Here is a 23,101-nt window from a genome sequence, read left to right as displayed (position 1 = left end):
TCAGTGAAGAAATTTCTCAAGCATAAAAGTCTATTAATTTATAGTAGATTTTGGTCGTTTTCATTTAAAAATCAATTGACGTAACCCGTTGTGAATGCTACTTTTTAATTAGTTGCTATTCTTAACGAATTATTAAAAAATATAATTTCTAAATATATAGCCGACTTAACCACTGATCAGCTAGTTTTTTAAAGGAGTATGCTCACGTATGAAAAATCCAATCATCGACGAAACGCATCAGCATTATAAGATGTACAAGAGCGGCCGGCAATGGGTCTTTGCCAGCATCGCCGCTTTAACCATGCTGACGGCGGCCGGCTCAGTTGCCCACGCCGATCAGACTGATCAAACCACTCATCAGATTACGGTCTCTGGCAGTGCCAATGGCTCGGATGCCAGTCAAGATTCTGACAGCAGTTCTGCAGCTGACAGCTCAGCAGCCAGTCAGACCAGCGCTGCCGCATCCAGCGCCAGCCAGGCCAGTGCCGAAAGTACCGCTAGTGCTCAAGCGACTTCTGAAAGTTCTGCTTCAGCTGCCAGTGCCGTTGCCAGCATCGCCATTCAAACCAGCTCAGCTGCTGAATCAGCTACGGCTGCTGCATCCAGCGTCAGCGCTGATAGTTCCAACAATGCGGTTCAAAGCGCGGCTGCCACTCAGACCAGTGATGCTGCATCCAGTGCCAGCCAAGTAGCCGCCGCAACTACAACTTTAGCGGCTGCCAATACCGACACTGCCAGCAATCAGGTCGACTTGAGCTCGCTTTACTTCAGCAGTAATGCCAAGTCGCAAAACTTCATCGAAAGTGTAGCGCAAGGTGCCATCAACGGCTGGACCAAGTATGGCGTTCTGCCTTCAGTTACCGTTGCCCAGGCTATCTTGGAAAGCGGTTGGGGACAATCAGCGCTTTCCACACAAGCTCACAACCTGTTTGGGATCAAAGGCAGCTACAACGGTCAGTATGTTACGATGCAGACGCGGGAAGTCTACAATGGTCAAAGCTACTACATCTATGACAACTTCCGTAAATACGCCAACAACTCTGAATCCGTTGAAGATCACGGCAACTTCCTTTACAGCAACAGCCGCTACGCCAATCTGCTGGGCGATCAGTCCTATGCCAGCGTAGCGCGCAAGCTGCAATCAGACGGCTATGCTACCGATCCATCATATGCCTCATCTTTGATCAAGCTGGTAGAGATGTACAATCTGACTCAGCTTGACAACATCGCCTTTTCTGGCAAGCAGCCCGTTATCAACAACAAGAATGACTACAACTACTCCAACAGCGGCAATGCCGACAGCTCCAACGGCTACTACACCGTTCAAAGCGGCGACACGCTGTCTGGGATTGCCTTGAAGTTCTCCACGACTTCCAGCAAGCTGGCACAGTTGAACAGCATTTCTAATCCGAACCTGATTTATGTCGGACAGCGCCTGCTGGTCAACCAGAGCAGCAACTCAAACTCCAGCTCCTCTGGTCAGTCCAGTTCTACTACGACGAATACGGAAACATCATCTGCCAGCTACACCGTTAAATCAGGCGACACGCTGTCTGGAATTGCCAGCCAGTATAATACGACGGTTAACCAGATCGTTTCGCTTAACCAGCTGAGCAATCCAAATCTGATCTATGTTGGTCAAGTCTTGAAGCTTAAAAACAGCCAGACAACCAACTCGTCATCGTCATCATCGTCGACTGCTGCAACGACTGTCGGTACGTATACCGTTAAGGCTGGCGATACGCTGTCTGCCATTGCATCTCGCTACAGTACTTCCAGCAGCACGCTGGCTTCACTGAACTCATTGAGCAATCCCAACTTGATTTATGTCGGTCAAGTCCTTAAAGTCAGCTCAAATGCCTCGACCAGCAGCTCAACCAGTTCTTCAGCAAACAGTACTGTAACGACTGCCGCTTCCTACACGGTCAAGGCTGGCGACACATTGTCTGCCATCGCTGCCAAATACGGGACGACCTATCAGGCACTGGCCTCAACAAACAGCATCAGCAACCCAAATGACATTTACGTGGGTCAGGTAATCAAGGTCAGCGCAACGGCAACTGCCGCCAGTTCTCAAGCTGCTTCTTCAACCAACAGCAACGGCAGCTACACGGTCAAGTCCGGCGACACGCTTTACGGCATCGCTTTGGCCAATGGCTTAAACTGGCAGACGCTGGCCAAGCAAAACGGCATCAGCGATCCAAACGTCATTTTCGTTGGTCAAAAGCTGAGCCTGTAAATTCATCGTATTTGAAGCTTAACAGCCAGTCGGATTCGTTTCCGTCTGGCTGTTTTACCAAAATCATGTCTAACGTTTGACACGCCGTTTGCGCTGCTTGAATTTTAAATGGCAGCGACCTATTATTGAAAGCATAACATTTAGTACATCGTTACCAAGAAAGTAAGTGGTGTTGTGATCAATTACCGTTCAATGGAAATCGAAGACCTGGATGAAATCAGCCGTTTGTTCAAGCTCTTAGGACATCCCAAACGACTGCAGCTGCTGTATCTGCTGATTCAACATTCAATGAGCGTTTCCGAAATCAGCAAAGCCTTAAACTGGGAACAGTCAGCTGTTTCTCATCAACTGCAGCTACTGCGCAAATATGGGCTGGTTAAGCAGATTCGGCATGGCAAGACCATCATCTATCATTTACAGGATCCTAAAGTCATGACTTTGATTGCCGATGTCGTCAGTCATGCTGAAAAAATCGTTAAATCATCATAAAAAAACGCACTGGAAAAAATCCAGTGCGCTTTTTTAGTCTTCGGTCATGTGCTCTTTAATCAAACGATTGATTGCCTGAGCATCTTCATTATTTTTGCTGATGGTCAAAAGCGTATCATTACCGGCAAGCGTACCAACGACTTCCGGAAGCTGCGCATTATCGAACAGGCCCGCCAGTACGGTTGCATAATTGGAGTTCAATGTCGTTTGAATAACATTGATGAATTGAACGTTGGTGACCTTCTCAACGTTGTGACTGATGCCATCAAACAGCCGCTGATATTCATCCGCATGGGTATGCAGGATTGAATAGTAGGTATGTCCATGCTGATCGCTAACCTTGACGATGTTCAGAGCGTGAATATCGCGAGAAATCGTGGCTTGGGTAGCATCAATGCCATGCTCAGCCAACATTGCCAACAAATCATGCTGCGTGTTGATCCGTTGCTGCGTTACCAGTTCTTGAATCAATTGACGTCTTTCTTTACGATCCATTGTACCCCTCCAACATGCATAATAATTCACTGGTTTTATAATACTATGAATTGAAAGTACTTAAAAGCCAGTCTGCCGTTTTTATCCGGCTTTTTTTCAGCTGGTGCTTGAATATTATGCAATCAATCAGTTGCCAGCGCCTTGATTGGATTTAATCTAGCGGCACGCCGAGCTGGCAATAGAGCCGCCAGAAAAGCAATCAGCAAGGCGCTGACCAAAGCAAACAAGACGTTGCCCAGTGAAATCTGAACGATATCGTACTTGATCAAGTGGTACAGCTCATGATTCAAGATCAGCTGCGCGCCATACGCCAGGACCAAAGCCAAAATTGCCGCGAAAAAGCCGATAAACAGTGATTCAGCGGTAAACAGACGCCTAATGTCCACCTTGCGTTCACCCAATGCCCGCAGCACGCCGATCTCCTTGGTTCGTTCTGAAACCGACATATACATGGTTACAATAATCATCAAAGCCGATACCAATAAGGAAATCCCGGCAATGGCTGCCAAGACGATCGTTGCCAGCTGAACGTAGGTATTGACCGTCTTAAGCATCGAGCCAACCGTAATTGCGCCTAAAATTCGCTTGTTGGTCTTTGCATCTCGCAGATTATTGATCTTAGTCGCCGTCTTATCAACCTGGTCCAGCGATTTCACGCTGACGGCAGCATAGTTGGGCTGCGTTGACGCGCCGCTTTCACTGAGCATGCTCTTGATTGTCTGATAGCTCATCGCCGTGGTTGCCGAAACTCCCGAAGTAAAGCCGACTACCTTCACGGCCCGCGTTGACTGCGTTGGTTGACCATCAGCATTGACCCAGTTAAACGTGATCGTCACGGTTTGATTCAACAAGCGCTGATAATGTTTTGCGCCGGCCAGCTGAATCGCCTGCTGCTTATTTAAAACAATCTGATTGGCATGCGGTACGTGACCTTTTTTGATTGAATTCGTGGTATAGGCCTTGCTCCAGCTGTTAAGGTTGGTACCGCTTTGCACCTTGTCTTGATAGTTTATCTTATAAGCTGCAATCGAGTACCCCGGCTGAACCTTTGCTACGTCGGTAATATTTTTCAAGCGGTTCAAGTCTTGATTTTTCAAAAACATTGCCTGTGGATTGGCTGCCATGTTCTGCATTGAAGCCTGCAGCTGATCCTGATTCATCTTTTTGCCGTTGGTATTGCGCAGAACCGTAATAACCTGTGGATTAGCTAGCGAATTGATCTGATTTTCAATGTAGCCGTTGACGCCATTGCCCAGACCACTGAACAGCAGCACGGCAAACAAACCGATCGCCGTTCCCAGCATAATCAGCGAGTTGCGCCAAAAATTATATTTAAAATGCTTAAAAGCCGTCTTAAAGCTGGCCAATGCCGATAACGGACGCGAATTAAGCTGCGTGGGGTCCTGCGGCAGATCATAGGCTGGCCGCAAGCGCTGATCGCCATCAATAACGCCATCTGCCAAATGAACGATCCGTGTCCCGTGGTTGGCAACGTCTTGAGAGTGGGTTACCGCGATCACGAGCTTGCCGTCTTTAGCAATGCTGTCCAACAATTCCAATACTTCCTGCGTATTCTGCCGATCCAGGGCTCCAGTCGGCTCATCAGCGATAATGACTTGCGGATCGCTGGCTAAGGCTCGAGCAATGGCAACGCGCTGTTTCTGACCGCCGGATAGCTGATGCGGATATTTACGCAGCTGATCTTTCAGGCCAACTTTTTCTAACAGCGATACTGCACGCTTTTTGCGGTCTTCTGCCGTTAGATCCGTCATATCCAAAGAAATCAGCACGTTTTCTAAAACCGTTAGATGCGCGATCAGGTTATAGGCTTGGTAGATATAGCCAATCGTTGCCCGCCGGTAGTTATCCATCTGTTTTTCCTGTCGATGATCCAGCTTTTGACCATCAACAATGACTTCACCATCAAATTCACGATCCAGTCCGCCAATGATGTTCATCAGCGTCGATTTGCCGCCCCCAGATTCTCCAAGGATTGAGACAAATTCTCCCCGTTCAAATTCAAGATTGATCCCTTTTAGAACCGGAAACTCTTCTTTTCCCAGGAAATATGACTTATGGATATCATGAAGCTCCAAATATGCCATAAAAAACTCCTTACATTCTGCTGTCTTCAAAAACTGTCTCTCAAATTGTAAAAGATCCAGTCTATTCGGGCAATTATTCTTGTCAGCCTGTAAAGTCAAAAGAGGATGGGAAAAAACTATATTTTCAGATGAATTTTAGAGAATAGTAATATTAAAAATCGCTAGAAATCAACGTTTTCAGCAACGTGGTTCCTAGCGATTCTTTAGTTTTGAGACTTTTTTCCCAGTCTCTTAATATAAAATCAGCAGTTATCTAAGCATTCAACGGCTGCTCGGTCATCTTGCCATCCATAATCTGATAGATGCGATCGGCAAAATCCTTTAAACGCAAATCATGAGTAACAACGACCACTGCCTTGTCATACTGCTTGGCCCTTTCTTTCATCAAGCGTCCTACGACCTTGACCCGCTCACTATCCAAGGCGGCCGTTGGCTCATCAGCCAGGATAATTGCCGGATCGGTATACAGCGCACGGGCAATGGCGACCCGCTGATTCTGTCCGCCTGAAAGCTCATCGGGGAATTTGTTAACCAGCTGATCGATCCCCAGTTCCTGCAGCAGTTTCTCAAGCCGATCCGGACTAAGATTTCCTTTATGAACACGATCAACCAGGGCAAACTGATCCGCAACGCTCAGGTAGGAAAGCAGATTATAAGACTGCAGTACAAACCCGATTTGATTTAAGCGAATCTCGTCTCGCTGCTTTTCAGAAAATCGACTGATGTCTTGACCATCAATCAACACCTGCCCGCTGGTTGGCCGCTGCAAGCCACCAGCAATCGTCAAAAAAGTACTCTTGCCTGATCCAGAGGGCCCTAAAACCAGGCTTAGTTCGCCACTGTGCGCCTTGAAGCTGACGTCTGAAAGCACCTGAACCTTGCTGATGCCCGTCCCATAGTCTTTGTTAATGTTTTTTAATTCAATTGCCGTCATCCTGCTCACCTCTATCTCATTGCATCTAAGGGGTCAATTCGGCTGATCATGCGGACCGGCAGCAATGAGCCGGCAACGCCTAATACAACCAATGCCAGGCTCAAGATCCCAGTCAGCGGCCAATTGATCAGCATTGGCACCAAACTTGGCATTGCTGCCTTGGAAACTATCATCAGCAGCAATGCGCCAAGCGTACCGCTGACCATCAAGATCACTGCTTGACCAATCGTTGCCCCGATCAGATAAGCCGCCGGAATTCCCTGTGCTCTTAAGACTGCATAGTTGGGAATCTTTTGCATCGTCAGAATATATAGGAAAACGGTGATAACGATCAGCGAGATCACCATCAAAAAGGCGATCATAAACTCAAAGGTCATATTCTGCGCTGCATAGCCGGGCAGTTTGTCAATAAAGGTACCGATGGAGTATTGCTTGAGATTTTTGTTTTTGACCGTCTGTTTCTGATCAGAAAAAATTCCGCTGGTCGCGAACTGATCACCCGTTCCTTTAAGCGTTTGCCAGGTTGTCAGGCTGCCATAGACGATTGAGGCGATATTCAGCTTGGCATCTTTGGCAAAACCCACGACCCGATATTTTTGCGTGCTGCCGTTAAGCGTGATCTGATCGCCCAACAGATAGCCTTTGCTCTTTAATCCTTCATCGAGCACGACCTGATTTTTGCCATGCGGCTTGTGACCGCTGCTGAGCTTCATTTTCTTTTGGTAGATAAACTGCGAGCTGTCCAGACCAACAAACTGAATCGTCTGCTTGTCAGTCGCTCCCTTGGCTCTTTCAATTACTGCCGGCGTCTGGCCGACTAATGCCTGGTGACCATTCAGATTAGGCAGATCCTGCTTGGCGATCAGCGACTGACTCAGGCTGATATTAGAATTTTTGTTTAAAACCACGCTCTTAGCGTCCCATGAATCGATTGCGGCCGTATTTTCATTGGCCAGCCCCAGCATCATGCCCATCAGCATAAACATCAAATAGCCGATCAAGACAATCATGCCAATAATCAGACCATACCTTAACTTCTCATGACGAATTTCCTTAATGGCCAGAAACATTTTAATCACCTTCGTTTTCTAATAAGCGCTGCAGAGCCTGCAACAAGCGCTGTAAAATCATTGTCTGTTCAGTAGGAAAATTCAGACACTCCTTGATTGCCTCATGATTGATCGTCATGATGGTCCACTGCAAAGCAGGAATTTTTGCAATTGGACGCATTGGCAGCATTCCTTCGTTACACCGCAGATGAAGCTTGATCAGATCATAATAGCGGCTACCATGGACTTTTTGGACGAATTCACGCGTCTGTTCAAAATAATCCTGAGCACTCATCAACTGATGCGGCGCAGTTGCCACGTTTTGGTGAATATCTCGCATTGCCTTGGCATACAGATACTGATAAGCATCTTTTAAGTCGGCAAAATACTTATAGAATGCACCACGAGCAATTCCAGCCTCTTTAACGATCCGTGCGACCTGTGCCGTTGCCAGTGAATGCTCGCTGAACTCATGCAGCAGCGCCTGCTCGATTTTTTGCTGTTTTTCATGATTTAGATTTTCAAAAGTACTGGTTGGCATTTGAATTCCCCCTTATCAAGTGACACCGTGTCATCTACCATGCGATCATACCGCGATAGTGACACCGTGTCAACTTTAAGAGATAAAAAAACAGCCGTCATTTTGACGACCGTTTTGAACATTTTATCTAAAGGAGTTAGGCTTCTTCGCCACCAACCTTGACAACGGCTTTGGAAACCTTGCCCAACTTGCCGCTGACAAAGTCTTCAACTTCATTAAATGCCAGTTCGTGAGAGAACAGTGGCAATGGATCAACCTTGCCGCTAGCCAGCAGGGCAATTGAGTCTTCAAACGTGTATGGGTTGATGAAGGCACCTTGAATCGTCAGTTGCTTCTTGAAGACATCGTAAGTGTTGACGGAGAACTTAGCGTCAGGGTTACCAACACCAAACATCAGTACTTGAGCACCCTTAGCAGCGGCTGCCAGGCATTGTTCCTGCGTCTGTGGCAGACCAACGGCTTCAACGACAATGTCAAACGCATCGGCTGGAATTTCTTCCTTGGTCGTGTTGATCGTCTTAACGCCAAAGTGTTCACGGTTGTTAGCCAGCTTTTCATCAGAACGGCCAGCCAGCGTTACTTCATGAATACCACGCGCCTTCAGAATCTGTGCAAACAGCTGACCTTCAAAGCCATCCCCCAGAACCAGGGCTTTTTGGTATGGGTGCGTCGTCAGCAGGTCAACACCATGCATTGCACAAGAAATTGGTTCAACAACGGCAGCTGCCTTTAATGAAACGTTGTCAGGAACTTGGTAGACAACCTTGGCAGGCGCAGTAAAGTACTCCTCAAAACCACCGTCACGGGTAACCCCAACTGCATCCAGGTGTTCACACAGTTCTGGACGTGAGGTGCGGCAGTACTTGCATTGACCACAGTAGATGTTAGGGTCAACGGTCACGCGGTCGCCAACCTTGACATTGGTAACGGCATCCCCAACCTTGGCTACGACACCAGAGTTTTCGTGACCCAGTACGATTGGGGGAACGGCTGAAGCAGAGCCTGGCAGACCAGCGTACAGTGCCTTATCAGTACCACAGATACCAGCGTAGGCCGTGTGAATCAAAACTTCATCTGGCTTGATTTCAGGAACGTCATATTCTTGAACGGCAAGATCCTTAATACCTTGTAATACAAGTGCCTTCATCGATTTATACCTCTTTCTTTGTGAAAACATTAATTTAAATTTTGCCAATAGTATAATCCAGATCTCAAACATATGTCAACCGGTTATCACTATTTTTGATAATCGTTTGACATTAAGCGATCGTTTAACTATACGATAACGCTTGATTTTTAGTAGTTAATTTTTTTGAATTTTTCGCGACAAAAAATCGTAAGCGTTTCAATATTAAGCATATCAAGATCGCTATCATTTGATTGCCAATGTAAAATTGCTGTAAAATACCGTTAGATAGGCATTCTTCCATTGCAGGACTTTAATTTTTATGTTAGCCTAACAAAGGTGTTTTATTGCATTAAACGTTTTTTATTGGGTAATGCAAATTTTCAATTAAGAAAGGTGGGTTTACCGTGGATAACAACACGAATGACCAACGCCGCAAGCACAAACTGATCGAGTATGCTAACGGCAAATCACTTGAAGAAATCAACGGCACCGTTGAAGTTCCTAAAGGTAAAGGTTTCTGGAAGACACTTTTAGCTTATTCCGGACCTGGCGCATTGGTTGCTGTCGGCTACATGGATCCTGGTAACTGGTCTACTTCGATCACTGGTGGTCAGGCATTCGGTTATACCTTAATGACGACCATCCTGATTTCAAGTTTGATTGCGATGCTGCTTCAATACATGGCTGCCAAACTTGGGATCGTGAGTGAAATGGACTTGGCCCAAGCCATTCGAGCTCGTACAGGGAAGGCGCTCGGTATCGTTTTGTGGATTATGACCGAGCTTGCAATTATGGCAACTGATATTGCCGAAGTTATTGGTGCGGCAATCGCCCTAAACCTTTTATTCCATATTTCATTGATTCCAGCGGTCTTCATCACAGTATTGGACGTCTTGGTTCTGCTGCTGTTGACTAAAATCGGTTTCCGCAAGATTGAAGCAATTGTTGTCTGCTTGATTTTAGTTATCCTGTTCGTCTTTGTTTATGAAGTTGCACTATCCGATCCAAACTGGGGCGCTGCTTTTGCTGGTCTGCTGCCTTCATCGGCTGCCGTTGCAACAAGTCCAGAACGACTAGGCATCACGCCTTTGTCTGGCTCTTTGGGAATTATCGGGGCAACCGTTATGCCACATAACCTTTACCTGCACTCCGCAATTTCACAAACACGTAAGATCGACCACACCAATGCTGAGGACATCAAGCAGACGATCCGTTTTACCGCTTGGGACTCCAACATCCAATTATCAGCTGCTTTCTTAGTTAACTGTCTGCTTTTGATCATGGGGGTTGCCGTATTTAAATCTGGTACGGTTAAGGATACTTCTTTCTTTGGTCTGTATGAGGCATTAAGCAACACGTCAATGCTGAGCAACCCGATTCTGATCTCAGTAGCCAAGTCCGGTCTGCTGTCAACACTGTTTGCAGTTGCGCTGTTGGCTTCTGGGCAAAATTCTACGATTACCGGTACCTTGACTGGTCAGGTTATCATGGAAGGTTTTGTTCACATGAAGATGCCATTATGGGCTCGGCGGCTGGTTACCCGTTTAATCTCCGTTGTACCAGTACTGCTGTGTGTGGCGATGACGGCTAAGGACAATGCCATTCAGCAACACGCTGCGTTGAACATGCTGATGGAAAACTCACAGGTCTTCTTGGCCTTTGCCTTGCCATTCTCAATGCTGCCACTGCTTTTGATGACCGACAGCAAGGATGAAATGGGTGAGTTCAAAAACTCTGGCTGGGTTAAGGTCTGTGGTTGGCTGTCAGTTATTTCGCTGACATTCCTGAACCTCTACAATCTGCCAAGTACTTTCGAAGGCTTTGGCATCTGGCAAAAGAGCACGTCTGATCTGCTGGCCTGGATTACCATCATCGTTATCCTCCTGCTGTTAGCTTGGACGATCTACGACATGTACAAGGGTAACCAGCGCTTGATTGCAGAAGGTATCCATCATCCTTGGGAACATAAGGATGGTCAAAAACCAGCCAGTCAAGATTAATAAAACAAATATTTTAATTTATCAATAAAAAACCGTTTGAACGCCTTGGTTCGAGCGGTTTTTGATATTTTTGGTGTATAATAGCCTGTGTTTAGGCATCAGCCGCGTTATGCTGACTGCGCGGCCAAAATAATTTTGAGGTGAATATTTTGGACAACCACGATAATAAAGAAAAGCGGCGCCCAACCCGAGTTGAACTATACGATCAACCAAACAAGCGCCCAGAAAAAAAGACGCATTTCTTCTTCGATAAAAAAGCCGACCGTACGGCTAAAAAAGAAGCTGCGCCAACGTTTAAGCTTGATAAGCAAGCCAAGCGCTCATCACAGAGCAATGCCGATCTGAATATCAAAGCTCAGCCAACCACTAATGGTACGCGTTCCAGCATGAACGCTCAGCCAATCAGCAATGACACGCGTTCCAGCCGCAGTCAGGAACGACTGGGCGCTCGCAATGGTCAGGCAACTGCCGCTAAAATAACTGGCTTAGGTTCTAAATCAGGCAAAAACAAGCAGCCAAAAAATAAAAAAACTAGCCATCGCCCATTTAAAATTGCCCTGGGAATCCTTTTGGCAGTCTTGGTCGTCATGGTCATCGTCTTTGCCATCAAGCAGCAGGACCCTGTGACCGATAACTCCAGTGATACGACCGTCTCCACTTCTTCTAAGAAAAAATCCAGCAGCTCAAAGAAGTCCAGCAGTCACAAAAAGAAGCATTCTTCTTCCAGCTCATCTTATGAAGCCAATTACGACACCAATGATCAGGATTCCTATTACGTACCAAATACTACGACGAATTCATCATCTGCTCCAACGGCCAGCTCATCCAGTCAGACGACTGCCAACAACAATAATCAGACGGCTGGCAACGGCAACAGCAGCTATCAAGGCGGCGGAAACTACGGTAACTCTGGTAACAGTGGCAGCAGCAACGGCAGTTCAACTACTGCCAACAGCAACACGCAATCCGCACCAGTTCCTGGCGATGGTGGCGGACCTAAGCAGTCAGATGCTGCACAATAGCCAGGATTTATAAAACGGTCTTGACACGCTCTTGTCAGGTGCATATAATTCAAACTAATGACAAAGGACATGCCTGATGCGGCTGGTTATCCAGGGAGTCGGTACCTTGGCTGGAAGTACCGTTGACCAAGCACATCAGCGTACCACCTTTTTGAATTGTCACTGGCCGAGATAAGGTCAGTCGGGTCGTGCCCGTTACCACACTTATGAGGCGACGCCATTAGTGCGCCGTAAATTAGGGTGGAACCACGCTGATTATGTTATCAACCAACGTCCCTTTGATTGCTAAAAACAATCAAAGGGACGTTTTTTATTACCACAAAGGAGAGATTTTACATGGCTCAAGTTGCTGTTATGAACGTCGATGGCTCAGTCAACAAGATTGACCGCGACTCAAAAGAAAGTTTGGACGCCCTGCGTCAACTGTCCGCTCTGATGCTGAAAGCGGCTCTGCAAAAAGAATTTGCCGGCATTCGTCTGGGTGCCGACGTTGCTGAAGAAGACGGTTTTTACGTTGACTCTGACAAAGACGAACAGCAGGTTTCCGCTGACGAACTGCCACAACTGGAAGCTGCCATCAAGGCAATTGCCAAGTCCGAAGCCAAGGTTGAGTTTAAAGAGCTCAGCGTTGAAGAAGCCCTGGCCAGCGTCAAGGACGACCCATTCTCAACCGAACTGATCAACGAAAACGCTAAGGACGGCAAGGTAGCCATGTACGATCTGGATGGCGTGCTGGCAGTTGCCAATGCACCGGTTCTGGTATATGCCAACCTGGTTAAGAACTACAAGCTGCTCAGCGTGGCTGGCGCCTACTGGAAGGGTATGTCATCCAACCCAATGCTGCAGCGGATCTATGGAACGGCCTTCTACAAAAAAGACGATCTGGAAGCTGATCTGAAGGCTCGTCAAGAAGCTAAGGAACGCGACCACCGTGTCATTGGGAACCAACTGGATCTGTTCTTCGTTGATCCTAAGGTTGGTGCCGGTCTGCCATACTGGATGCCTAAGGGAGCAACGATTCGCCGGACGATTGAACGCTACATCATTGACAAGGAACTGGCTGACGGCTATGAGCACGTCTACACGCCAGTCTTGATGAACCTGGACGCCTACAAGACTTCTGGTCACTGGGCTCACTACCGCGAAGACATGTTCCCGCCAATGGACATGGGTGATGGCGAAATGCTTGAACTGCGGCCAATGAACTGCCCAAGCCACATTCAAGTCTACAAGCACCACATTCGCTCCTACCGTGAACTGCCACTGCGGATTGCCGAACTGGGTATGATGCACCGCTACGAAAAGTCTGGCGCGCTTTCCGGTCTGCAGCGGGTACGGGAAATGACGCTGAATGATGGCCACACGTTCGTTGCTCTGGAACAGATTCAAGACGAATTTGCCAAGATTCTGAAACTGATCATGGACGTCTACAAAGACTTTGACATTACCGACTACACGTTCCGTCTGTCATACCGTGACCCTAAGAACACGGAAAAGTACTTTGCCAACGATGAAATGTGGGAACGTTCGCAATCCATGCTGAAGGCTGCCATGGACTCACTGGGTCTGGACTACTACGAAGCTGAAGGTGAGGCTGCCTTCTACGGTCCAAAGCTGGACATTCAAACCAAGACGGCCCTGGGCAACGAAGAAACGATGTCCACGATTCAACTGGACTTCATGCTGCCTGAAAAGTTTGATCTGCACTACGTTGGTGAAGACGGCAAGCAGCACCGGCCAGTTATGATTCACCGTGGGGTTGTTGGTACGATGGAACGTTTCGTAGCCTACCTGACGGAAATCTACAAGGGTGCCTTCCCAACCTGGCTGTCACCTGAACAAGTCGTAATCATCCCAGTTTCTGATGAAAAGCACGGTGCCTACGCTGACGAACTGGCTAAGAAGTTCAAGGCCGCTCAGATTCGGGCTAAGGTTGATCACCGCAACGAAAAGATGGGCTACAAGATTCGGGAAGCTCAAACGCAAAAAGTTCCATACACGCTGGTTGTCGGTGAAGATGAAATGGCCAACGACTCAGTTTCCGTTCGTAAGTATGGTGAAAAAGATCAAAACGGCATGACTGTAGATGCCTTCATGGATGAAATTCTGCACGACATTGCTACCTACTCACGCGAAGACTAATCAAAAAAGCTGTTTGGCAGATGCCAGACAGCTTTTTATTATCTTCTCAGCCTCATTAAGCGCTTTTTTTCGCCGCTTGAATGACAAGATGGATCTTTCATCATTTTAGAATCAAACGCGTTATAATAGGGAAAATTTCAAATCAGAAAGGTCGCGAATCAAATGTCTCCATGGAATCGTTTCAAAAATTCAGCCTGCACGTCAATGATGGTCGGCAAGCATGCTTCAACTGATGGCTCTACTTTTATCTCGCGCAATGAGGATCGCGTCAAGGCAATTGAGCCCAAACGCTTCCTGGTTCGGCCGGCCGTCAAGAATCGCCAGGCAGCCTATGTCTCAGCTTATAATCAATTGACCGTACCGCTGCCAGCTGACAGTATGCGCTATACGGCCACGCCAAGCGTTGACCAGACGCAGGGGCCCAACGAAGAGGATGGCTTTAACGAGGCTGGCGTTGGCGAAAGTGCCACGGAATCTGTCTATGCCAATCCAAAGGTGCTGGCCTATGATCCATACGTCAAAAACGGTCTGGCCGAAGATTCGCTGACAACCCTGGTTTTGCCCTATATCCACTCGGCACGCGAAGGAGTTGATTATTTGGGACGATTGATTGCCAAATACGGTTCAGCGGAAGGCAACGGCATTCAGTTCATTGATCAAGATGAGGTCTGGTACATGGAAATTGCTACTGGCCACTACTGGGTTGCCGTGCGTATTCCTGATGACTGCTATGCCGTGGCGGCCAATCAAATTGCCATTGAAGACATCGACTTTGGCGACAGCCGGAATTTCGCCTGGGCAGATGGCATTCGACTGTTTGTGGAAAAGAACCATCTCAATCCCGATGATGAGCGCTGGAACTTTCGGCACATCTTCGGCACCAATACCAAACAGGACCACCACTATAATACGCCCCGCGTCTGGTTTGCCCAGCATTATCTGAGTCCCAGTCTGACCAAGGATCAAACGCCCGAGTCAGCCGATATGCCTTTTATTCGCAAGCCCGATCATAAAATCAGCGTTGAAGATATTCAATACGTTTTAAAATCACACTACAATGAAACACCTTATGATCCCCTGGGCAGCGGTACTTTAGAACAGCGGCGGCGCTACCGTTCCATCGCGCTTTCCCGTACGGCACAGTCGCATATTCTGCAGGCGCGCAATGATGCATATGGTGATGCACAGACCATTCAGTGGGTTGAGTTCGGCGTCCCGACTTTTTGCGCCTATGTGCCCTTCTTTGCCAACGCCGATGATACCGATGCCTCATACCGCGAGTTTCCAGAAAAAATGGATCTGAACAATGCTTATTGGCTAAATGAGGCCCTGGCCAGCGTCGTTGAAAGCCATTATGCTGAATTTGCCAAGGACAATCTGGACTTTCAAGATGAGCTGCAAGCCTGGGCAAGACGCAAGATCAAAGCCGTCGACGATCAGATCAGTCAGCTTGACGGGCAACGACTGACTAGCTATCTGACCTCACAGAATCATGATATTGCCAAGCATTTTAATACCCGTGCACAGCAGCACCTGTTTGACCTGCTGACCAAGGGAGCTGAACTCTCCAAGCTGACCTTCAAGATGGATCCTAATCTTTAGGCATTTCTTGACAAGCAAACAGCCCTGATCAAATTCTGATCAGGGCTGTTTTTTACTGCAGCGAATCCCAAGCCGTCAGTTGAACCGGCCGCTGCCCAGTCAGCTGCAGCAGTTCGGGGCTAAGGTAGTGCTTGTTGATCACGGCTTCATAGGTATAGTCTTCAAACCATTTTTGCGTCATGACGAAATAGCCTTTTTCGCCATTTTCCTCACCCCATGAATTCTCAATCTTCCAACGATCAATCTGACCATCAGCCTCATTAAATCCAGTCAGCGTCATGGCATGAGAAACGCAGGCCTGTCTGGTTTCCAACCGTTCTTTTTTGTCCATAACGTAATCAATGCCCAAAAGCGCTTCTGTTTTGTACAGCTCAGCATCCATAATGCCCCGCTTGCGATCCATCTGCTGTAAGACGTCATTGCCGACCCAAACGGTTTCTCCTGCTTTCAGCTGCTTGACCGCGCTGTTCTGCAGTTCTTCAAACGGCACGTTGACGAATTGCAGTGGGATTCCGCCAACGACATTTTCCTGCTGTGGCATTGAGTAGACCTGATTGAACTTATGATCCGGCGCGTTGGTCAAAACTACATAGTCACGCAGATTCAGATTCCAATATTGATGGAAGAACTCCAATGGCGACAGATTGGCCTGCCGGTGCAGCTGATGATCATCATCCTGATATTCCAGATCAAACTGCTTAGGCGGCATCCCAAAAGCATAAACGGCCAGCCGATAGACCTCACTGACCATCTTTTCTTTGACCTGCTGAACCGCAGCCCGATCAGCATGCTGCTCATTGATCATCTTCCGCAGTACCAACGCGTCTTTATGCATCAGATCCTTCATTACCCCGGCAATATCGTCAGTATTCTTGGTATTGTAGGTGTCAGGCATTACATATTCCGGTACGACGCCATATTTTTCAATGATTGAGGCAGCATTGGCCCACTGCCCACCATCATTTTCCGCAAACGCCACATAAAAATCGACTAGCCGATCATGAAATGGCAGTGCGGCCGTAGCAATGATATTTTGCAAAAACATATTGGCCCGTTCAACACGATCCCAGAAAAATAAATAATTCTGCGATAATTCAAAATCCTTGAAGTTGTACTGGCTGGCGAAAAGATGCCGCAGCGTGTTCAGCGTGGCAAACGACCAGCAGCGACCGCTATGCCGCTGATTGGATACCTTGCCCGTCTTGACTTCATACGAAAAAACGCGGTGGCTGCGCTGACTGACGTTTTGGTCCTCGCTGGTTGCCTTGATGCCGTTTTTCATCACGGCCCGCGTAATTACAGCAGCATCTGGTCGCTTTTTAAAATCGGCTTCGTAGCCCTGCAGCTGCTGCAACGTTAACTTTTCAAACTCTGACATGTTGAACCTTCCTCACTTACAGTCTTTTGTCAATTATTCTAAAGCAAAATCATCGGCAACTCAAAAGCAGCGCCCTCGCTAAAGAACGCTGCTCATGGTTAGTTATCGGCAAAGAAATGCTTCCATTGCTGATTGATATTGTTTTTAGCCGGCTGCGTACGATTCCAGAAACCTACCTTGACGACGCCGACGATCTTGCTCTTAGGTACGAATCCCCAGTAGCGACTGTCGTTAGAGACGCTGCGGTGATCACCCAAGACAAAGTACTCGCCTTTTGGCACCTTATAGGCCCCATTATGCAGCACCCAGCTGTTTTCCTGGGAAATACTGTGCAAAGTCCAGGTTCCGGTACCGCTGGAACGCTCGCTCTTGCTGATGTAGCTTTGATCAACCTTTTTGCCGTTAACGTAAAGATTGCCGTTTTTGGCCTCAACCGTATCGCCTGGCAGGCCAATAACCCGCTTTACGTACTCAGTCTTTACTGAAACTTGCGGATCAACGCCATTGGCATCAAAAACCACTACGCTGCCGCGATGGATCTTGGCTTGCTTTAAGCAGACCACACGCTCGTTGTTTTGCAGATTAGGCTGCATGGATGGACCATCAACCCGGACAAACTGAAAAGCAAACTGCTTGATCAGCAATGCCAGCAGCAGACCAATCGCAATCGGCACGATCCAACTCATTAATTCTTTAAAAGCTTTCATCAAAATTGCTCCCAGATTAGTTTTCTAACGGCAATTTTAATACACTTTACCAGCAACTAACAACTTATTCATCATATTCACGCATCAATTTTTGGGTCAGCTGATAGTCACCAACATATGGAATATCGCGGCCTTTTTCATGCATAAACTGCTCGCGTCCCTTGGCAGCCATAAACATGACGTCGCCAGGACATGCCATGTTAAACGCGTCTTGAATGGCTTTGGCACGGTCAACGTTGATATGTACCTCAACATCAGGATTGTCAATGTGCGCTTTGATTTCTTCATCGATCTTATGCGGATCCTCAAAGAAATTGTCTTCGCTGGTTAGAATGGCCACGTCAGCATATTTGGCCAGCGCCTCGCCAATATCCTTACGGCGCGACTCAGCCTTACCACCAGCCGCACCGATCACTACGATCAAACGGCCATTGGGATAAGTGTTTTTCATGTATTTGAAGCTTTCATTCAGGCTCAGATAGTTATGAGCATAGTCAACGCAGGCCAATAGTCCCCGCTGATTGCTCAGCATTTCCATGCGGCCAGGAACGGTGGTTTCTTCCAGTCCCTTGACAAAAGCCGCCGTATCATCACTGAACTGCCGCCCTACGACCAGCGCGGCCAAGGCATTGCTGTCATTGAACGTACCTGGGATATTGATCTTAAAGCGGCCAGTCAACTGCGGCTGCTGACTGCTGAACGTAGCTACGTGAAACTCATGCGGCGAATCAACTACATAGCGATAGTCGGCATTGGACTGACTGCTGCCAAATGAGATTACCTGATTGCCAGCAGCCAGCGCTTTTTGAGCCAGCAGATCATAATAAGGACACTCACGATTGATGATCACCTTGGATGAGTTGATCATCAGCTGACTCTTACAGTACAGATAGTCTTCAAAACTTGGGTGTTCTACCGGACTAATGTGGTCGGCAGCAATATTTAAAAAGACACCAATATCAAAATGCAGACCATAGACTCTTGACTTCTTATAGGCCTGACTGGAAACCTCCATAATCAGATACTGCATGCCATTATCGGCAGCCTGACGCATCATCCGGAACAGGTCCAGTGACTCTGGCGTCGTTAAATGAGCTTCTTCAAAATGCTCGCCATCAAGACATTCAGCAATTGAGGATAATTGGGCTACCTTATGATCAAAAACCTCATTCATCAAATGGCGGGCAAAGTATACCGAAGTCGTTTTTCCCTTGGTCCCAGTAAACCCAATCACTTTCAGTTCCTGTTGCGGGTTGTTGTAAAACTCGCGCGCCAATAGAGCCATTGCCTTTTGAACGTCATTGACCACCAGCTGCACGACTTGCTTCTGGTCTTTGCCGGCATAGACGTTTTCAGTCACACAGGCAACGGCTCCCTTATCAATTGCGTCCTCCAGATATTTTTCGTTGAAGTTTAGTCCTTTGCACATAAACAGCGTATCAGGTGCAATACGGCGCGAATCATAAGATAAGAATTGGAGCCTGCGATCTTTGAGATTGGCTGGAACCTCGAAGCGCCAATCATCACCGATTACGATTTCACGCAGCAATTGATCCTGTTTTAAAATGTTGGCAGCTTGATTAAGCGTCAGCATTTCTCCCCCCACCTTTCATTTAAACGTTCATTGTCTTTCGATCATGTTTCGTATTCTGACACAAGATTATGAAAAAAATGCGAAATCCCAACGAAAGCATCAAGAACTTGCTTTTAAGATGTCTTAAAAAAACGACAATAAGGTCCAGTCTGCAAACGCACCGCAGACTGGACCTTATCTTCAATTAACTGTCAAAGTATCGACTTCCCTAACAGTCATATTTAATTATACGCTTTCATCAACTGCTCTGTCAGCTGGTAATCGCCGACATAAGGCTTGTCATGGCCATTTTCGCGCAGGAACTGCTCCCGCCCCTTGGCAGCCATAAACATGACATCACCTGGCCGCGCCATCTGAAAGGCAGTTTTAATGGCCTCTTCACGGTTAAGAATCTCATGAACCTCAACGTGGGGATCCACGATATGATCGCGAATTGCCTGAATAATCTTTTTGGGATCCTCAAAGTAGTTGTCATCTTCAGTCAGGATGGCCACGTCAGCATACTCTGACAGTGCGCGACCGATATCCTGGCGCCGTGACTCAGCTTTGCTGCCCACTGAACCGGTAACCACGATCAAGCGGCCGTCTGGATACTCATGCTTTAAGAACTTAAAGCTCTCACTCATGCTCAGGTAGTTATGAGCGTAGTCAACACAAGCTACATAGCCTTTTTCGTTCTTTAAGATCTCCATGCGGCCCGGTACCTTGGTTTCTAAAAGTCCCGCCGCAAACTCACTGGTTTTATCGCTTAGCTGCGCGGCGACTGCCAATGCGGCCGTTGCATTGCTGCAGTTAAACGATCCCGGCAGCATGACCCGAAAATCGCCTGCAACTGCCGGCAGCTGGTCATTGAACGAGGCAACCTGGAAATGACCATGCTCGCCTAAGGTAAAGCGATAATCGGCATCTGATTGATCGCTGCCATAGGTAATCAGCTGGTTGCCAAACGCACGCGTCTTTTGGGCCAGCAGCTCAAAGTAAGGAATCTCGCGGTTGATGATTACTTTATCGGCATTTTTTACCAGCTGGCTCTTGCACCAAAGATAGTCATCAAAGCTTGGATGCTCAACAGGACTGATATGATCACGCGAAATATTCAAGAAGACACCAATGTCAAAATGCAGTCCATCAACGCGCGACTTCTTGTAGGCCTGACTGGAAACCTCCATCACCAGATACTTCATACCGTTATCAACGGCTTGACGCATCATCCGGTACAGATCCAATGACTCAGGCGTAGTCAGGTGCGATTCGATAAAGTTTTTACCATCCAGACACTCGGCAATCGATGACAGCTGCGCCACCTGATTGTCAAAGACATGCGCCAAAATATGCCGCGTAAAGTAGACTGAGGTCGTCTTGCCCTTGGTACCGGTAAAGCCGACCAGCGTCAGTTCTTTTTCCGGATCGCCATAAAACGACCGCGCGACTGTTGCCATGGCTTTTTGGACATCAGTAACGACAAGCTGCCAGACAGTCTGACCAGCCAGCTCCTCATCATACACCTGCTGAGTCAGGCAAGCCGTGGCGCCTTTTTTGACTGCATCCACCAGATATTGCGGATTAAAGCGCTGACCCTTGCAGATAAAAAGCGTCTGCGGCTCAATTGCACGCGAGTCATACGAAAGCTGCTTGAACTCCAGATCGGCAATTTTTTCCGGTACGTCATACAGCCACTGACCGTCAACGATAATTTCCTTAAACAGGCCCCGTTCCTTGAGAGCAGCTACCGTCTGTTTAACCGTCAGCATTTAGTTCGCCGCCTTTTGCTTGGTTTGATCAATTGCCGATTCATCCGGTTTGAAGTTGTCGATAAAGTACAGCTTGTACCAGACCAAGAACGTGTAGACGGTCCAGATCTTGCGCCGGTCGTCCGTCTTGCCTTGGAAGTTGTCTTCGGCCATCTTCAAGATCTTGTCTTGATCAAAGAACTCTTTGACAAAATCCTGGCTGAACAATTCGCGAACTTCTTGGTAGTACTTGTCTTCACGCAGCCAGGCCCGAATTGGCGTTGGGAAGCCCATCTTAGGCCGCGTTGCCCATTCTTCTGGCAGGTGACGGTTGGCCGCCATCCGGAAAGCCCACTTGGTACCCTTAGCGTTGAACAGGTACTTGGTTGGCGTGGTCTGAGCAACCTTCATCATTTCCCGGTCCAGCAAAGGCACCCGCAGTTCCAGCGAGTTGGCCATACTCATCTTATCGGCCTTCAGCAGAATATCACCTGGCATAAAGCAGTGCAGATCCAGGTACTGCTTTTTGGCAACCTCATCAATATCTTTGTCTTCAACCTTGTCATAGTATGGGTCAACGATCTGCTTGACCGTTGGACCACAGTCAAATTCAGGCTGCAGAATGCTTTGAGCCTGTTCTGGACTGAAGATGTAGGCCTCACCGATAAAGGTATCGCGAGCTGGCGCCAGGTTGGCATACATGTGCGCCTGACCATGGAAATGCTTGTTCTTGATCTTTTCGGCAATCTCATAGCGCTTTTGCCGCGGCTTTTTCTTCAGCTGATCGGTAATCCAGCGAATCAGCTTGGACTTGGTATAGAAGCCATAATCAATGTAGCCGGCAAACAGCTCATCGGCACCTTCACCAGAAAGCATTGCCTTGTAGCCATTGTCCTTAGCCAGCTTGGTCAAGAAGTACAATGGCACGACTGATGGGTTGGAGTCGGGCTCGTCCAGATAGTATTGAATCAATGGGAATGTATGGAAGGCTTCCTCGTTAGTCAGCTTGGCATCCGTGTTCTTAAGATTCAGCTTAGCCGCCAGTTCCCGTGCTTCCTTGGTTTCATCATAGGTACTGTCAAAGCCGATTGAGAACGTGTTGTCAGGTCGCATCATAGCCGTAACGTAGCTGGAGTCAACCCCAGCCGAAAGAAATGAACCAACTTTAATGCCTTGGTCAGCAAAAGAGTGCGCCTTGACTGATTCGGTAACGGCAGCCTCGATCCGATCAACGGCTTGATCAAAGGTTTCATCGGCTGGTTCAAAGTCTTCATCCCAGTATTCGGTCATTGAGAACTGACCATCCTTGGTGTAGTGGAACGAATGACCTTCTGGCAGTTTGTAGACGCCCTTAAAGAACGTTTCCCGGGTAATTGGATACTGGAACGTCAGATATGGCTTGAGGGCCTCTTTGTTCAGCTGCTTGTCGAAATTAGGGTGTTCCAAGAAGGCCTTGATTTCTGAACCGACAAAGAACGTCCCATTCATCTTGGCGTAATACAGCGGCTTGATGCCGAAGTGATCGCGGGCCCCAAACATTTCTTGGGTTTGCCGGTTCCAGATGACAAAGGCAAACATCCCCCGCAGCTTCTTGCAGACGTCATCACCCCATTGCTCATAGCCATGCAGAATGACTTCCGTGTCCGTCTTGGTCGAGAAATGGTGGCCGGCAGCAATCAATTCCTCGCGCAGCGGCTGGAAGTTGTAGATTTCACCATTAAATAAAATGGCCAGGTTTTCGTTTTCATTAAAGATCGGCTGTTTACCGCTCTTAACGTCAACGAAACTCAAGCGCCGATGTCCCAAAGCCGCGTGTTCATCGACGAATTGGCCGGCATCATCGGGACCACGGTGGATGATCCGGTCCATCATTTTTTGAATCAGGCTTTCTTTGACTTGTGGCTTTTCATTATCCACAAATGCAACAATTCCACACATAATGACT

The 23,101-nt window shown here is 47.7% G+C and carries 17 protein-coding genes; 6 read left to right on the top strand and 11 right to left on the bottom strand.

Annotated elements, in window-relative coordinates; all coding sequences use genetic code 11:
- The first annotated feature begins 208 nt into the window (after nt 1-208).
- Together FC47_RS06450 and FC47_RS06445 are read left to right on the top strand one after the other, a co-directional pair.
- Nucleotides 209-2,239 (top strand): LysM peptidoglycan-binding domain-containing protein, encoded by a 2,031-nt coding sequence (locus tag FC47_RS06450; RefSeq protein WP_056968434.1) that lies wholly within the window; start codon nt 209-211, stop codon nt 2,237-2,239.
- 192 nt (nt 2,240-2,431) lie between these two features.
- Complete coding sequence (locus FC47_RS06445) at nt 2,432-2,728, top strand: ArsR/SmtB family transcription factor (RefSeq protein ID WP_045025473.1); 297 nt, start codon at nt 2,432-2,434, stop codon at nt 2,726-2,728.
- Nucleotides 2,729-2,761: 33 nt separating this feature from the next.
- Here FC47_RS06445 and FC47_RS06440 read toward each other — a convergent pair whose 3' ends face one another.
- The 6 genes from FC47_RS06440 to FC47_RS06415 all read right to left on the bottom strand — a co-directional run bounded on the left by FC47_RS06440 (nt 2,762) and on the right by FC47_RS06415 (nt 8,999).
- Complete coding sequence (locus tag FC47_RS06440; protein ID WP_006500851.1) at nt 2,762-3,223, bottom strand: arginine repressor; 462 nt, start codon at nt 3,221-3,223, stop codon at nt 2,762-2,764.
- A gap of 122 nt (nt 3,224-3,345) precedes the next feature.
- Complete coding sequence (locus FC47_RS06435; RefSeq protein ID WP_056968433.1) at nt 3,346-5,328, bottom strand: ABC transporter ATP-binding protein/permease; 1,983 nt, start codon at nt 5,326-5,328, stop codon at nt 3,346-3,348.
- 253 nt (nt 5,329-5,581) lie between these two features.
- Nucleotides 5,582-6,262 carry an ABC transporter ATP-binding protein gene (locus FC47_RS06430; protein ID WP_056968432.1) on the bottom strand — a complete coding sequence of 227 codons (681 nt, stop codon included), beginning with the start codon at nt 6,260-6,262 and terminating at the stop codon, nt 5,582-5,584.
- An 11-nt stretch (nt 6,263-6,273) separates the two neighbouring features.
- On the bottom strand, nt 6,274-7,332 hold the full coding sequence (locus FC47_RS06425) for an ABC transporter permease (protein WP_056968431.1): 1,059 nt from the start codon (nt 7,330-7,332) through the stop codon (nt 6,274-6,276).
- A gap of 1 nt (nt 7,333) precedes the next feature.
- Nucleotides 7,334-7,852: a TetR/AcrR family transcriptional regulator gene (locus tag FC47_RS06420; RefSeq protein WP_006500855.1), complete on the bottom strand. Its 519-nt coding sequence runs from the start codon at nt 7,850-7,852 to the stop codon at nt 7,334-7,336.
- A 136-nt stretch (nt 7,853-7,988) separates the two neighbouring features.
- Nucleotides 7,989-8,999, bottom strand: coding sequence for a zinc-dependent alcohol dehydrogenase family protein (locus FC47_RS06415; RefSeq protein ID WP_006500856.1), 1,011 nt, complete (start codon nt 8,997-8,999; stop codon nt 7,989-7,991).
- A 386-nt stretch (nt 9,000-9,385) separates the two neighbouring features.
- Here FC47_RS06415 and FC47_RS06410 point away from each other — a divergent pair, with 386 nt between their 5' ends.
- From FC47_RS06410 to FC47_RS06395, 4 genes are all read left to right on the top strand, one after another.
- Nucleotides 9,386-10,981, top strand: a complete 1,596-nt coding sequence (locus FC47_RS06410) for an Nramp family divalent metal transporter (protein WP_235803999.1) — start codon at nt 9,386-9,388, stop codon at nt 10,979-10,981.
- Nucleotides 10,982-11,130: 149 nt separating this feature from the next.
- Nucleotides 11,131-12,003 (top strand): hypothetical protein, encoded by an 873-nt coding sequence (locus FC47_RS06405; protein WP_056968429.1) that lies wholly within the window; start codon nt 11,131-11,133, stop codon nt 12,001-12,003.
- Nucleotides 12,004-12,339: 336 nt separating this feature from the next.
- Nucleotides 12,340-14,145, top strand: coding sequence for a threonine--tRNA ligase (thrS, locus tag FC47_RS06400; protein ID WP_033934542.1), 1,806 nt, complete (start codon nt 12,340-12,342; stop codon nt 14,143-14,145).
- 162 nt (nt 14,146-14,307) lie between these two features.
- Nucleotides 14,308-15,747: a C69 family dipeptidase gene (locus tag FC47_RS06395; RefSeq protein ID WP_056968428.1), complete on the top strand. Its 1,440-nt coding sequence runs from the start codon at nt 14,308-14,310 to the stop codon at nt 15,745-15,747.
- Between the two features lie 52 nt (nt 15,748-15,799).
- Here FC47_RS06395 and FC47_RS06390 read toward each other — a convergent pair whose 3' ends face one another.
- From FC47_RS06390 to asnB, 5 genes are all read right to left on the bottom strand, one after another.
- Nucleotides 15,800-17,125, bottom strand: a complete 1,326-nt coding sequence (locus tag FC47_RS06390; RefSeq protein ID WP_006500862.1) for a C1 family peptidase — start codon at nt 17,123-17,125, stop codon at nt 15,800-15,802.
- Between the two features lie 98 nt (nt 17,126-17,223).
- Nucleotides 17,224-17,832 carry a signal peptidase I gene (lepB, locus tag FC47_RS06385; protein WP_006500863.1) on the bottom strand — a complete coding sequence of 203 codons (609 nt, stop codon included), beginning with the start codon at nt 17,830-17,832 and terminating at the stop codon, nt 17,224-17,226.
- 64 nt (nt 17,833-17,896) lie between these two features.
- Nucleotides 17,897-19,426: a UDP-N-acetylmuramyl-tripeptide synthetase gene (gene murE, locus FC47_RS06380; protein ID WP_056968427.1), complete on the bottom strand. Its 1,530-nt coding sequence runs from the start codon at nt 19,424-19,426 to the stop codon at nt 17,897-17,899.
- A gap of 221 nt (nt 19,427-19,647) precedes the next feature.
- Nucleotides 19,648-21,177, bottom strand: coding sequence for a UDP-N-acetylmuramyl-tripeptide synthetase (gene murE, locus FC47_RS06375; RefSeq protein WP_006500865.1), 1,530 nt, complete (start codon nt 21,175-21,177; stop codon nt 19,648-19,650).
- A complete protein-coding gene (asnB, locus tag FC47_RS06370) occupies nt 21,178-23,094 on the bottom strand; it encodes an asparagine synthase (glutamine-hydrolyzing) (RefSeq protein ID WP_048345673.1) in 1,917 nt (638 codons plus the stop codon).
- Nucleotides 23,095-23,101 lie beyond the last annotated feature (7 nt).

This window comes from Limosilactobacillus mucosae DSM 13345 (genome assembly GCF_001436025.1).
In the GTDB taxonomy this organism is placed as follows: Bacteria; Bacillota; Bacilli; order Lactobacillales; family Lactobacillaceae; genus Limosilactobacillus; species Limosilactobacillus mucosae.
Note: the sequence above shows the minus strand (reverse complement) of the source record. Positions and strands in the feature narration are given on the sequence as shown.